Annotated in this window: 13 protein-coding genes; 8 read left to right on the forward strand and 5 right to left on the reverse strand. The window is 63.2% G+C overall.

What is annotated here, in order from left to right; genetic code table 11:
- Positions 1–125: 125 nt before the first annotated feature.
- Entirely contained in the window at positions 126–1199 is a 1074-nt protein-coding gene (locus Cth01_RS03805) for an XdhC family protein (protein WP_034358116.1), read from the forward strand.
- A gap of 11 nt (positions 1200–1210) precedes the next feature.
- On the opposite strand, the gene Cth01_RS03810 is transcribed toward Cth01_RS03805, so the two are convergent.
- Entirely contained in the window at positions 1211–1939 is a 729-nt protein-coding gene (locus tag Cth01_RS03810) for an aspartate/glutamate racemase family protein (protein ID WP_045838571.1), read from the reverse strand.
- Positions 1940–1996: 57 nt separating this feature from the next.
- Between Cth01_RS03810 and Cth01_RS03815 the strand changes: the two genes are divergently transcribed.
- Together Cth01_RS03815 and Cth01_RS03820 are read left to right on the forward strand one after the other, a co-directional pair.
- Positions 1997–2797 carry an AraC family transcriptional regulator gene (locus Cth01_RS03815; protein WP_034377756.1) on the forward strand — a complete coding sequence of 267 codons (801 nt, stop codon included), beginning with the start codon at positions 1997–1999 and terminating at the stop codon, positions 2795–2797.
- 118 nt (positions 2798–2915) lie between these two features.
- The gene (locus tag Cth01_RS03820; RefSeq protein ID WP_045838572.1) at positions 2916–3959 is read left to right on the forward strand and encodes a DNA/RNA non-specific endonuclease; all 1044 of its coding nucleotides are present in this window, start codon (positions 2916–2918) and stop codon (positions 3957–3959) included.
- A gap of 341 nt (positions 3960–4300) precedes the next feature.
- On the opposite strand, the gene Cth01_RS03825 is transcribed toward Cth01_RS03820, so the two are convergent.
- From Cth01_RS03825 to Cth01_RS03840, 4 genes are all read right to left on the reverse strand, one after another.
- Positions 4301–4657, reverse strand: a complete 357-nt coding sequence (locus Cth01_RS03825) for a DsrE/DsrF/TusD sulfur relay family protein (protein WP_034358124.1) — start codon at positions 4655–4657, stop codon at positions 4301–4303.
- A 149-nt stretch (positions 4658–4806) separates the two neighbouring features.
- Positions 4807–5046, reverse strand: a complete 240-nt coding sequence (yedF, locus tag Cth01_RS03830; RefSeq protein ID WP_034358126.1) for a sulfurtransferase-like selenium metabolism protein YedF — start codon at positions 5044–5046, stop codon at positions 4807–4809.
- 17 nt (positions 5047–5063) lie between these two features.
- The gene (gene yedE / locus Cth01_RS03835; protein WP_072248277.1) at positions 5064–6320 is read right to left on the reverse strand and encodes a selenium metabolism membrane protein YedE/FdhT; all 1257 of its coding nucleotides are present in this window, start codon (positions 6318–6320) and stop codon (positions 5064–5066) included.
- Between the two features lie 189 nt (positions 6321–6509).
- Positions 6510–8720 carry a hypothetical protein gene (locus Cth01_RS03840; protein WP_034377823.1) on the reverse strand — a complete coding sequence of 737 codons (2211 nt, stop codon included), beginning with the start codon at positions 8718–8720 and terminating at the stop codon, positions 6510–6512.
- Between the two features lie 267 nt (positions 8721–8987).
- On the opposite strand from Cth01_RS03840, the gene Cth01_RS03845 reads away from it, so the two are divergent.
- The 5 genes from Cth01_RS03845 to Cth01_RS03865 all read left to right on the forward strand — a co-directional run bounded on the left by Cth01_RS03845 (position 8988) and on the right by Cth01_RS03865 (position 13840).
- The gene (locus Cth01_RS03845; protein ID WP_034377758.1) at positions 8988–9722 is read left to right on the forward strand and encodes a GntR family transcriptional regulator; all 735 of its coding nucleotides are present in this window, start codon (positions 8988–8990) and stop codon (positions 9720–9722) included.
- Positions 9719–10540 carry a 3-hydroxybutyrate dehydrogenase gene (locus Cth01_RS03850; protein ID WP_045838573.1) on the forward strand — a complete coding sequence of 274 codons (822 nt, stop codon included), beginning with the start codon at positions 9719–9721 and terminating at the stop codon, positions 10538–10540. Before Cth01_RS03845 ends, Cth01_RS03850 begins: the two co-directional genes overlap by 4 nt.
- A 118-nt stretch (positions 10541–10658) precedes the next feature.
- The gene (gene fahA, locus Cth01_RS03855; RefSeq protein ID WP_045838574.1) at positions 10659–11972 is read left to right on the forward strand and encodes a fumarylacetoacetase; all 1314 of its coding nucleotides are present in this window, start codon (positions 10659–10661) and stop codon (positions 11970–11972) included.
- 98 nt (positions 11973–12070) lie between these two features.
- Positions 12071–13336, forward strand: coding sequence for an SPOR domain-containing protein (locus Cth01_RS03860; RefSeq protein WP_034377761.1), 1266 nt, complete (start codon positions 12071–12073; stop codon positions 13334–13336).
- A gap of 156 nt (positions 13337–13492) precedes the next feature.
- Positions 13493–13840 (forward strand): I78 family peptidase inhibitor, encoded by a 348-nt coding sequence (locus Cth01_RS03865; RefSeq protein WP_224648727.1) that lies wholly within the window; start codon positions 13493–13495, stop codon positions 13838–13840.
- Positions 13841–13845: the final 5 nt, after the last annotated feature.

The raw sequence follows: 13845 nt of genomic DNA on the forward strand, positions 1-13845 counted from the left end.
CCTTCCCTGTCCTTCAGGCCTCGGAAGGCCTTTTTGCGCATGATCATTTACGGGTAGCGCCGCTACCCGGTGCCCGCCTGATGCTTCAAAATTGCAGCGAGCGAGAGAAACAGAGAAAGCAAGCAATGGACAATATCGACGTCTTGGTACTCAAGGCACTGCGTGACTGGCGCTCGGCCGGCCAGCATGCCTTGCTGGCCACCGTGGTGCGCACCTGGGGCTCGTCCCCACGCCCCGTGGGCTCCATGATGGCCTTGCGCGAGGACGGACGTGCCATTGGCTCGGTATCCGGCGGCTGCATCGAAGACGATTTGATCGCCCGCCATACCAAGGCCCTGAACCAGAACCTGGGAATTCCCGACGGTCCGCCGCAGCTGGTGCGCTATGGCGTGAGTGCCGACGAAGCCCACCGCTTCGGCCTGCCCTGCGGCGGCACGCTGGAGCTGCTGCTGGAATTCAATCCCGATGCTGCCAGCCTGCAGCAACTGGTGGCCGAGCTGGAAGCCGGCTCACTGGTGAAACGCAGTGTCGACTGCAGCAGCGGCGAAGTCAGCCTGCAGACGGCCGAGCACCCCGACGCGCTGGAGTTTGACGGCCAGCAACTCGTCAACCACCTGGGCCCCGGCTACCGCATGCTGCTGATAGGCGCAGGCGCCCTGGCCGAATACCTGGCCACCATGGCCTTGTTCAACGGCTTCACGGTCACCGTCTGCGACCCGCGCGAGGAATACATGGGCAGTTGGTCGGTGGCCCAGGTCAACACCGTCACCGACATGCCGGACGATGCCGTCACAGCCTTCAAGCCCGATGCGCGCAGCTGCATCGTCGCCCTCACCCACGATCCCAAGCTCGACGATCTGGCCCTGCTCGAAGCCCTGCACAGCCCGGCCTTCTATGTGGGCGCCATCGGCTCGCGCCGCAACAACCACTCCAGGCGCGAGCGCATGATGGAACACTTTGGCGAGACCGAAGCCTCGCTGGCCAGGCTGCGCGGCCCCATCGGTCTCTATATCGGCAGCAAGACTCCGGCAGAGATCGCGGTCAGCGTGATGGCCGAGATTCTGGCCGTGAAAAACGCCGTGCCGCTGCCGCAAGCCATGTCGGTGGAAGTAGCCAAGCACGAGCATGACATCGCCATGAACGAGGCCAGCACGCATTGCGCCATTCCGGAAATCCTCCAGCCGGGCTCGGCGCGCTGATATCCGGCGGTTCAGGCCTGTAGCGCAAAATCCACGGCCGCTGCGGCGTGCAAGGCCGTGGTGTCCAGCACCGGCAGTACGCTGTCTGCGGGCTTGATGAGCATGCCGATTTCCGTGCATCCCAGCACCACGGCCTGCGCCCCGCGGGCCGCCAATGACTCGATGGCACGCTGATAGAGCTTGCGCGACACATCGCTGATCTGCCCCGCGCAAAGCTCCTCATAGATGATGCGATGCACCTGCGTGCGCTCGGCTTCGCCTGGCACCAGCACCTTCAGGCCGAACTGCTGCTCCAGCCTCTCGCGCATGAACGGCTGCTCCATGGTGAAGCGCGTACCCAGCAGCCCCAGCACCTGCACACCGGCTGCACGCGCAGCCGCACCGACCGGGTCGGCTATGTGCAAAAACGGGATCGACACGGCTGCTGCCACCTGATCCGCCACCTTGTGCATGGTGTTGGTGCAAAGTAGCACACAGTCGGCGCCACCGGCTTGCAGACGCTGGGCGGCATCGGCCAGCAGCGCTGCCGCATCGTCCCAGCGGCCTTCATGCTGGGCCTGCTCGACAGGGCCGAAGTCCACGCTGTACATCAGCAGCCTGGCCGAGCGCAACGCGCCCAGACGCTCCCGGACACCCTGGTTGATCAGGCGGTAGTACTCGGCGCTGGACTCCCAGCTCATGCCGCCGATCAGGCCTATGACGCGTTGCGGCCCGGTGCTTGTTTGCAGGTCTTGATTCATGAGCGCCAGTGTGAGGCCAGCCGGCCGCCATCGTCTATCATGAAATTTCAGCAAGCCATGAAGACCCATCTGATTCAGCCTTCGGCAACCGATACGCCAGCGGTACAGATCCATTTGCTCGGCCGCGCGCCCTACAGCAGCCGCGACCCGGTGCGCATGCATGCACTGGGCATTGCGCTGCAAAGACAGCAAGGCGTTCACGCCATTGCCTCCGACAGACGCGTGGACTTCGACACCTGGCCCGGCACCCTGAGCTATACGCCGCCGGGCGTCGAGGTATTTTCCGAGTCGGCCACCGGCGGCGAATACCTGGTGCTGCGCCATGGCGTCCATGAGACTGACGCTCCCAGGCCATCGCAGCGCGTCACACGACACGGTCAGCGCGCAGCCTTGCAGATAGCGCAGCATCTGCGCCTGCTGCTGCTCAGCCCCTGTCCGGACGCTCTGGCCATCGAGCAGGCTGCGCTGCGCTTCATGGCCTGCCAGGAGGGCAGCGCCTGCGGGGCCGACGCTCGCCCCGGCGCCGGCTATGCGCGCGTGCTGGACCGCATTGCCGCCGAGTTCGAGCGGCCGCTGAGCATTGCCGATCTGTCCGCCATGGTGGGCACCAGCCCCTTGCGCTTTCTACGTGAGTTCACACGGCTCACGGGCATGACTCCACATGCCTGGATCATGGAGACCCGGCTGCAGGCGGCCCGCACCATGATTCAAGGCTCTGATCAGCCCCTTCCGCAAATCGCGCTGGAATGCGGCTTCAACCACCAGTCGCATATGGGCCATGTGTTTCGCAAACACCTGGGCCTGACGCCAGGCCAGTACCGGCAACATCACGGTCTGAAGCACGCAGGCTGCCCCTGAATCGCCGGCCTCTGGGCCTATGGTTCACATACGGTTTCATTGCCGGACACACAAAGTGCGGCCTGCGGCCCGCACCACGCTTTAAGCAGCATTCAAGCGGCGTACCATTGCCGCCTGAATGACGACCGCCAAGAAAAAGAAAACGCCTGCGCGCAAGCGCGGCAAAGCTTCCAGGACTGCTGGCAACAGCCTCTCCCGCATCAGGCGCTTTGCCCTGTCTGCGGGCGCTGCGGCACTGGCCAGCTTCCAGATTGCCAGCTGCAGCTTCAATCCCAGCGTCTCCGCCGAGAAACTGCTGGGCCAGGCGCTGGCAGCCCTGCATATTCCCGCACTCGATGCGCTCAGCCAGACCCTGCAGGCCTTTCGCAAGAACGGCTGGCCGGATCTGGATGATCTGCGTTCCGGTTCCGGTTCCGGTTCCGGCTCCGGCGCCCACACGCCCAGCGTAGGCGGCAAGGTGGACAAGGCCGATGTCACGGCCACAGCCCTGCCCACGCACTTTGCCCGCTGCCCCCAGTTCTTTCCCGGCGGCAAGGCTCCGGCCCTGCAGCTTCAACCCCGTGAGCGCGAGCTGTGCTTTTCGGGTTTTGCCGTGCTGCACAACGGCAGCACCAAGACCCCGGTGTTTGTGGCCGAGCGCCTGAATCGCCAGATGCTGCAGCAGGCCCAGGGCTTGCAGCGCAGCGACAAGTTCTATGCCGACGCCCGCCTGCCGCGCGCCGAGCGCTCCGAGCTTGACGACTACAAACGCTCCGGGTTCTCACGCGGCCATATGGCCCCTGCTGCCGACATGAGCACGCCCGAGGCCATGGCCCAGAGCTTCAGCCTCGCGAACATGGTGCCGCAGAACCAGGTGCATAACGCGGGTGCCTGGAGCCAGGTGGAACAGGCCACGCGCAAATATGCGCTGCGCGCCCGGGGCGATGTCTTTGTCTTCACCGGCCCTGTCTTCAACAAAAACGCCTCCACCATCGGTGAGAGCAAGGTGGCGGTGCCCGACTACCTCTTCAAGCTGGTCTATGACGCCAGCACCGGCAAGAGCTGGGTGTACTGGCAGGCCAATAGTGCCGACACCCGCATGGGCCCGCCCATCAGCTACGAGGAATTCACGCGCCGCACCGGCATGCCGCTGCTGTCGGCCGTGAGTCTGCCTCATGCATAAAAATGAGCTGACTGCGCAAGCCATTCATTGTTCTCAACAGAATTTCATATGGAAACCAATGAATGACGTTCGCAAATAGCTAACTTTTTAATAGCAAACCAGACCCACAGAGACTCTGCGGATTCAAGCCTGCCCGCCCTCCAGCTTGAGCATCACATCCGACAGCAGCGGGGCCTTCTGGCGGGTGCGCTCATTGGCCATGCCGGTGAAACCACACTTTGAATACATGGACATCCAAGATGCTTCGGTGAGTGCAGAGCCGCACCCCAGGACAGCTGCTGCCCCAGCCTTCAATACCGCAACCATGCGGGCGATATTGAACGTTGGTGCGAGCTTCTTTCTTAGAAGGTGATGACCTTGTCGGCCGCCAGCGTCCAGTCGGCCAGTTCAGGCAGAGTACCGATTTCCACGCCGGCAATCAGTGTCAGCTCGGCCAGGCCTCGCGCCAGCGCGCAGGTGCGACACAACCTGACGCTCACGCCCTCGGCAACCAGATGCTCGACCATGGCTTGCAGACCGCTGCCCGCGCCATCGTGCTGATTGGGCAGGCCGACCACGGTGGCGTCGGACATCAAAAAGACTTTCACCTCAGGCCTGGAATCATGGCCGCGCAAGGCCGTCGCCACGCGCAGCGCCGACAGGCAGCGCTCGCTGCCATAGGGCGCGGCGTGAACGATGATGATAATTTTTTGTGTCATGGCGAAATCTCAAACAATGATGCAAGGCACAGCGCCTAAAACTGGCACAACCCAACAAGGGGACAGCAAGCCAGCGCCGCCGCGCAGCGAGGCTGTCGTCCCCCTCCGCGAAGCAGAGAGGGGGAAGGCGCGCAGCGCCTCAGCGGGAGTTACTTCCTGATCAGGTATCGAATCGTCGGCCCGTCCTGCTGAATCTCCAGCACCTCATAGCCGTGATTCCTGGCATCCAGCGGAATATTGTTGATGGACTGCGGGCAGTCCGAGACCACTTCCAGAATCTGGCCCGGCTGCAGGCTGGGCATGGCTTCCAGCGTGGCCACGGCGGGGTATGGGCAAGGCTCGCCCAGCATGTCGAGGCGGAAATCGGGAACGTATTTGGAGTCACTCATGATGGATTCCTTGAGATTCAGGCAATGCGCGAGGCAGCGGCGGCTGTTGTGGCAGCGGCCAGACGGGATTTTTTGGCAAAGAAATGCTTTTCCCACCACAGCACCAGAGCCAGCGAGATACCCAGCATCACATAGGTCAGCAACAGGCCGCCCTGCGGGCCCAGCGCCTTGAGCAGATTGACCTTGTCGTAACTGGTTGCCAGCACGGGCGAGATGTCGTCCCAGACCAGCGCCAGCAAGGTCGAGCCGATCACATTGCCCAGACCCACCCACCAGTAATGCACCTGGCCTTCTACGGCGCGGTACATCCAGCCGGTTTCACAACCGCCCGCCAGCACAATGCCGAAGCCGAACAGCAGGCCTCCGATGACGGCATTGGGGCCGGCCCAGAAGATCTTGGGGTCCATGCCCAGTTGCACATAGCTGTAGATGCCGATGGTGCCCACGGCCATGCCCGCGATGATGGCCTTGGCCATCTGCGTGCGGCCCGTGATCCACAGATCGCGAAAGGCCGAGGTGAAGCAGACCTGGGCGCGCTCGATGATCAGGCCGAAGGCCAGACCGAACAGAATCGCCATGCCCAGCCTGGGCGCTTCGGCAGCCTTGCAGATGCCCCAGACCACACAGGCCAGGAACAGCGCCACGCCGATGCGAAAGCGCCGCCTGGCCTGGGCCTCGCTTTGCTCCAGGGGCTTGGGTGCCGTCACTTTCTGCAGTTTGACGGGAATCCGGAACATTGGCAGCAGGCTGACCTTGGCACCGGCCAGCGAGCCGATGGCCGTGGCAATGGCGAAGAACCAGGCATGCAGCGAAAACTGCGGAATGCCGGTAAAGAACGCCGCCAGATTGCAGCCCATGGCCAGACGCGCGCCAAAGCCCGCGATGATTCCGCCCACAATGGCCTGAAACACGCGAATGCGGTGATTGGGCAGGCGCAGCTTGATGTTGTTGGCCCAGAGCGCAGCCGAGAAGCAGCCGACAAACATGCCGATGATCATCAGCCCGTCCACGCGTGTGAGCGGCGTGCCTTGCAGCCCGATGACCTTGAAATAGCCCCAATTGGAGAGATCGACACCGAGGAACTGCAGGATATGCCCGCCCCAGCGGGTGAATTCACCGGTCACGGCCCAGAAGGTGCCGGTAATGCCGAAGTAATATGCAGAAAGGACGCCGGCCGCAATCACTGCGGGCACGGGCGACCAGAAACGCACCAGATATTGGTGCTTGAAATCTTGCCAGCTCATTGCCTTGCTTTCTGCCACGCGAAACCGCATGGACGTTTTTCCAGTCGCACCAGCAAAAAAGACGCAAAAACCCTTGGCTTTTGCGTCTTCAACAAGCTGATGGATGGCTACAAAAGTGGCCCGCTCAGGGGCTAGAAATCAGGGTTAACCCTGACCTCAAACATGGCTGGCGATTATCCATCTGCATTCTTGCACATGCACAAGGCAGCTGTACTTACCTTACCTTGCTGCTGCGCCACCTGCAGGTGCAGCTGGCTCCATGGCCGTGGCTGCGCTAGCGACTGCAGAGCCGTGCTGCCAGCTGACAGGCAGCACGGCGTCCAGCCAGTGCATGCGCCAGGCCAGCAGCGCAGCGGCTGCCATCAGTGCCAGCACACACAGGCTGTTGCGCAGGCCGTGACTGTCCGCGTAAGGGTCGGCAATGTTGCGTTTGGCGTTGACAGGTACCTTGGCCGTCTGCGACAGGCTGCGGCCCAGGCCCAGATTGATGTTCATGCGGCCATTGATGGCCCAGCCGCTGGCATCCAGAATCGGTCCCAGGCTGCGCTGACGCAGCTTGAGCCAGGCAATCAGCATGCTGGGACCGGAAATGGCCAGGATAAGGCCCAGTATGGCCACCGGAATCCACGGCCCCAGTTCGATGAACTTGCCGAAGATGCCAACGATCACGGCGCTCAGCGAGCCCAGCGCCACGCCGATGGCGGCCACCGTCCCCACATCGGTCTTGCGCGCTGGAGCAGGTGCCTGGGCCAGGTCCTTGGGCGCCGTCACCAGCTTGGTCGCGTTGTCGCTGAGGCTGGTGTTGACCACATCGTTCTTGGCTGCGGCATGCTTGGCGACCTGCTCCTCGATCATGCGCAGGAACTTCTTGTAGGGCGAAAAAAAGGCCTGACCTATGCTGGTCGGGTTGTCGATGAGCTTGACGATGGTGGCATCCCAGTCATTGCCCGCACGGTCGTAGAACACGCCGTTGCGTCCCACGAACAGGAAGTCCACATCGCCTGCCGTGAAGGCCGCGACGATCGTCTTTTTCTGCCCCTCGCGCTTGCATTCGCAATAGGCCAGATAGGTTTTGGCCATGGCGGCCAACGTGGAGTGGGCTGCCGCATCGGCGACCTCCACGGTCAGATCGCAGCTGCGGCCGTCCAGGAACAAGGTACCGGCCTGGAAGGCCGCACCTTCGCGGCGATAGAAGCGGGAGAAGGAGACAAAGTTGTTGAGCAGCTCCAGCAGATCGCGCTGCAGACGGATCAGCTTTTCCAGAGCCATGGCCTGGACGGCATGCTCTTTTTCGGCATCGTCATGATCCAGCAACTGCATCACTGCGTCTTTCAACCCGCTGGACAGCAGTTGCTGAATTTCGGCCTCGCTCACTGCGCCCAGCGGCGTGGCCGGGCACTCCGACAACCATTGCTGGCAATGGGCCAGCATGGTCTTGAGCTGATCCCACTGCACCTCGGTCAGCGCCGTCAACGCTTCGCCGAACACGGGTTGCACGGCCTGCTCGCGCAAGGTCTGCAAGGCAGCAGCCCAGGCGGGATTGACGCCATTCACCAGCGGCAGGCTGCGCTCGCCGGTCACTGCGGCCAGCGGCAGCGCGGCCAGAGACTCCGATGCATTGCTGAGCACCTGCGCGCCCAAAGCGGCATAGCCTTCTTCCGTTGGGTTGAGCGGTGCACGTGCATTGGCATCGAACTCCACCAGTCGCGTGCGGGCAAAAAAGTCATCGACTTTGGCCTGCACCGCGTTTACGGCCTCCGCTGCCGCCAGCGCCAGTGCACGCGGCTGCAGATTGCAACCCAGCTCTGCCGCCTGGGCAAACCAGGTCTGCAGGGCTTGCACGTCTTCCCAGAAGGCCTCGGCCTTGCTGCGATCGATGCCTGCAACGCCATCGCTGCCGTCCACCGCGCCGTAAAGCTCCTGAATGCGCGCAATCAGACCGGCCAGGGCCTCGTCGCCTTCGGCCGTGGCTGCACTGACGACGCCGTCGCCATTGAAACGCAGGGCCTGCAGCGAAGCCATGCGCTCCTGCACCTGGGCCAGCGTGATGGACTGGGCATCGGGCAGGCCCGCGAGTTCCAGCACGCGTCTGGCCTCTGCCAGCAACAGCGCGCCTTCCTCCGTCGCATCGTTGATGCTGTTCAGTTGCAGCACATCGCCGCCATCGGCCAGAACCTGCGGATCACGCACTCTTGCCACGGCCCATTCACAGGCGGCCACCAGCTCCGGGGGGCGAATACGCCCGTCCTTGCTTTCGTCAATCAAATCCAGCGTTGCGCTGTCGAACTCGATACCTCGCGTGGGACAGGCCAGAGCCACCCACAGCTTCTGATCCAGCTCACCAATATGGGCAATGTCCTGGCCCGTGCGAATCACCACCTGATCCACCTCGCCGGCGCGGAAAAACTGCCACTCGTACTGCTTCTGCATGAAACTACCAACTCCCAGGCAAGGGTTGCCCTTGTCAAAGCACATTGCAACCAATGGCTGCCTGCACTATCTGCTATCAAAAGCGAGGAGTTTAAAAGTCATTTGCACTGTCTGAATGGTGACATTTGTGAACTCTTGCGCTTCTTTGGGCCGGTTTGCACTCCCGCCCGCTGCCTTATTGCGCCATCTTGAGTGTCTGCGGGTCTTTTTCAATAAAGTACTTTTTTAGATACTTTATTTGCTACACTGCCCCGCAAAACCGTGCTTATGACTGCTGCGCCCACCGCCTCCCAATCCCGCGACAAGCTGCACCTGCAGCTGGCCCGACTGTTTCGCAACAAGATAGCGACGGGCGAGTGGACGGTCGGACAAAGCATCCCCACCGTCGAGGAACTCGAGGCCCTGCACAGCGTCTCGCGCACCACGGTGCGCATGGCCGTGCATGCGCTGGTCGATGAAGGCCTGCTGCAGACCCGCAAGCGCGGCGGCACCAAGGTCGTTGGCCAGCCCTACAAGCCCCCATCCTTTTTGCTGCCAACGACCTGGCAGGAGCTGGTGGCCTTTGGTGAGCAGATTCAGCAGACCACGCTGCAGCAAGCGAATGACTGCGTGCCGCCCATTCCGGCCGGCTTCCCTTCCCCTGGCGAACTGGCCTCTGCCTATACCTATTTTTTGCGCGTACACAAGCACGGCGATGCACGCTTTTGCCTGTCCGAGCTGTACCTGGAACAAAACCTCTACCCCAGGCTGCAGGAACAGCTGGAGCGCACCACGCTGGCTCAGGCGCTGGGAAATGATCCAGCGCAGATCGCCACGGCCCGCCAGTACCTGAGCGTAGCCCCGGCCGACGAGCTGATTGCCGAGCATCTGGGCGTGCCGCTGGGCACGCCGTTGATGCAGGCGCTGCGCTGGGCCTGCAATCCACAGGGCTTGATCGTCTACTGGGCCAAGGTACGCTTCATCAGCGAATACGTGCATATCGAAATGGACCTGCTCAAATGACCACCGTCCTGCCCCAAGTCCGGCAGCTCTCCAGGCCCCATAGCGGCCGTGTGGCCTGGATCACCGGCTCCACCAGCGGCATCGGCTGGGCCATTGCCAGGCAACTGGCCGGCGAAGGCGCCGCCATTGCCCTGCATGGCAGCGCCCAGGCGTCTGCCAGCACCGATGAACAGCTGGCCGAGCTGCACGCACTGGGTGTGGCCGCCCGCTATTACCCACTGGATCTGAGCGACGGCCTGGCCATTGCCCCGCTGGCCCGGCGCATCACCGCCGAGCTGGGCGCTGTGGACATTCTGGTCAACAACGCGGGCATGCAGCATGTGGAATCCGTGCTCAGCTTTCCGCCAGACCGATGGAACACCATGCTGGCCGTCAACCTGAGCGCACCGTTTCACACCATACAGGCCTGCACGCCGGCCATGCTGGAGCACGGCTGGGGACGCATCATCAATATGGCATCCGTCAGCGGCCTGGTCGGCGTGGCCCACAAGCCCGCCTATGTGGCCAGCAAGCACGGCCTGCTGGGCCTGACCAAATCCGTGGCACTGGAGCTGGCCACCACGCCCGTGACCTGCAACGCCATTTGCCCCGGCTGGGTGCTCACGCCGCTGGTGCAGGCCCAGATCGATGCCCTGGCGCAGCGCGAGCAGCTGGACGAGGCGACAGCCCGCGCCAGGCTGCTGGGCGCCAAGCAGCCCTCGCAGGCTTTTGTGACGGTGGAACAGGTCGCGGCACTGGTCGGCTTTCTGGCCAGCGACAACGCCGCCCAGGTGCGTGGTGCACAGTGGAACATGGATGGAGGCTTTACCGCGGCATGAAGGATCCACAAGCCAGCACAAGCCAGATCCCATAGATCAGTCATAGATCGATGGCTGACAGCGCACAGCAGATCAGCGCTGCAGCCTGTTTTTATTCAAATCGTTTAAGGAGACGAACATGGCATTGAACGAAACCCACGACGCCGGCCTGCAAAGCTGGGTCGCCAGCGCCAACACGGGCAGCAGCGACTTCCCCATCCAGAACCTGCCGTTTGCAGTCTTTCGTCGCAAGAGCAGCAGCGAGGCTTTTCGCGGCGGCGTGGCGATTGGCGATCAGGTGCTGGACATGGCGGCCGTTCGCGATGCCAAGGCACTGGGCGGCGATGTGCAGGCCCAGGTCGACGCAGCGGCGCAAGCTCAGCTCAACAGCTTGATGGCCATGGGCCCGGCGTCTTGGTCGGCCCTGCGTCTGGCCCTGTCGCGCGCCCTGCGTGCCGGCGCTGCCCAGGAAGCCGCCCTCAAGGCCTGCCTCGTGCCCCAAGCCGATGTGGAATACAGCGTACCCGCACAGGTGGGCGACTACACGGACTTCTACACCTCCGTGCACCACGCCACCAACGTGGGCAAGCTGTTCCGCCCCACCAACCCGCTGATGGAAAACTACAAGTGGGTGCCCATCGGCTACCACGGTCGTGCCTCCAGCATCCGCATCTCGGGCGTGGACTTCAAGCGCCCCAACGGCCAGCTCAAGGCTCCCGATGCCGACCCCGTGCTCAAGCCCTGCAACCGCCTCGACTATGAGCTGGAGATGGGCATCTATGCCGGCTCGGCCAATGCCTGGGGCGATGCCATCAGCATCGAGGACGCCGAAAACCATATCTTCGGCCTGTGCCTGCTCAACGACTGGTCGGCACGCGACGTTCAGGCCTGGGAATACCAGCCACTGGGCCCTTTCCTGTCCAAGAACTTCGCCACCAGCATCTCGCCCTGGATTGTGACGCTGGAAGCACTGGAGCCCTATCGCACGGCCTTTGTCCGCCCGTCCGAGGACCCACAGCCTCTGCCCTACCTCAGCTCCGAAGCCAACTCGCAGCGCGGTGCGCTCGACGTTCAGCTCACGGTTGCCATCCAGACCGAGAAGATGCGCGCCGAAGGCAAGGCCGCCGAGCAGATCACCCGGACCAGCTACCGCCACGCCTACTGGACCATGGCCCAGCTGATTGCCCACCACACCGTCAACGGCTGCGATCTGCAACCCGGCGACCTGCTGGGCACAGGCACGCTGTCCGGCCCCACCATGGCCGAAGCCGGCGCCCTGCTGGAAATCACCGAAGGCGGCAGAAAGCCCCTGAGCCTGAGCAACGGCGAAACCCGCACCTTCCTGCTCGACGGAGACGCCGTGGTCTTTGCCGGCTGGTGCGAAAAGCCCGGTGCCGCGCGCATTGGCTTTGGCGAATGCCGTGCCACCGTTCTGCCCGCGCACCAGGCCTGAGTCTGCCTCGGCCATCCCGTAAAGAACCGGCCTGGCGCCGGTTTTTTGTTGGGAATCTGCCTTCGGCCTGCTCGTAACGCCATGACACAATTGCAGCCATGCCTTCCGCTTCGGACACCCCCACCCCTGCGCTCGCCCCTGCTGGCCGAAACCAGCGCCAGGAGCCCGTGCTGAACCAACCTGCGCGCTCGGATGCCAGCCCCTTGCCTGCCTCCATTGCAGGAGCCTTTGCAGCCGCGGCCTATTCCATGCAGCACAGTCTGCAACACGAGGCCGAGCAGAGCACTGCACCCGAAGAGGAGGACAGCGGCCTGCTGCCCCAGCTCTATGCCAGCCGCCTGAGCCCACGTTCACGCGACTTTTACCTGGCCCAGTTCAAGCGCTTCGATGCTCTGGACCGCAGCCTGCCCAGCTGGAATATGGCGGCAGCCTTCCTGACCCTGGCCTGGTGCAGCCTGCACGGTCTATGGCGCGAGGCGGGCAAATACCTCGCCACCGTCACGGCAACCGCGCTGATCTGGTGGTTTGGCCTGCGCCCGGCTCTGCCCGAGGCCATGGCTCTGGGCCTGGGCATTGCACTTTGGCTGGTGGCTGTGGCCGTGCCCGGCCTGCTGGGCAATGGCTGGTACTGGCGCAAGATCAGGGCCCAGACGCTACAGGCGATCACTGACGCGCCCAATATGGCCGTCGCCCATGCCGCCTTGCAGGCGCAGGTCGGCTCTCCCCGCAACAGAACCGCAGCCATGCTGGTGCTGGCCCTGCCTGTGGCAGCGGCCGCAGGCGCGGGCCTGGCCTTGCTGCCCGCCGACGGCCCGGCACCGACCAAGAGCGCAGCGCCTGCAGCCACCGCCGTGGCCAATCGTCCAGCTGCCAGCCCGGACCTGGCAAAGCCCGCCCCCGAGGAGCCAGACAACCGCCCGGCAGAGCCAGCGCCTACGACCGCCACCGAGACAGACACACTCGCAGAGCAAGCTGCGCCTGACGCAGCTGCCTCAGTGCCAAGCAAAGCGGCGGTCAAGGCCGAGCTGAGCGAAAAGCCGACAGCCAGGCCGGCGACAGATACAAAGGAACAAGCTGCCCCCTCGACACCCCATGCCGGCTCGGACCTGGTTCCTGGCAAGTTCTATCTGAATCTGGGCGTCTATTCCGAGGCCGGCAATGCCGACAAGGTGCTGGCGCAGTTGCAAAAGTCCAGACTGCCCGCGCTGACGCAGAAGATGGCCAGCAACAAGGGGGAAGTCACCCGAGTACGCAGCGGCCCCTTCGAGAGCCGAAAGCGCGCTGAAAAGGCTGCACGCAAGCTGCAGGCCGCGAATATCGATGCCGGCATCTTTCAAAGTGCAGAAGGAGCCCACAAGCCATAGACTCCGGCGCTGAAGATTCACAGTAAAAATGCCACCATTCCCTTGATGGAATTGCGCATGAAGCTATCAAATTTTCGCATTGCTTTGTTGCACCCGCTTGCACATCAAGGCTTGGTCTGGCATGCGCGAGCACCTGGGGGCGCTATGGTGTGGGGCATGAAGCATCGAACACCCACTCTGCATATTTCCACCCGCCCTTTGCTCGGCATGGCTGCTGCCAGCATGGCTTTGCTGATGGCAGGCTGCGCCAGCAACGGCATGGTCGCAGGCGGCAAGACCGCCCCGCCTGCGCGTCAGCTGCAGGTATGCCACGCGGAGCCGGTACAGATCTATATCGGCCACAACACCGTGGCATCGACGCTGGAAACCATCCGCCAGAAATCCGGCTCGTACTTGCTGCGCGTGCTGCGCGAGGGTCAGCCTGCCACCATGGAATACAACCAGGAGCGCCTGAACGTCATCACCAATGACGCAGGCAAGATCACGGCGCTGCGCTGCGGCTGAGCACC

The organism is Comamonas thiooxydans (assembly GCF_000964545.1).
In the GTDB taxonomy this organism is placed as follows: domain Bacteria; phylum Pseudomonadota; class Gammaproteobacteria; order Burkholderiales; family Burkholderiaceae_C; genus Comamonas; species Comamonas thiooxydans.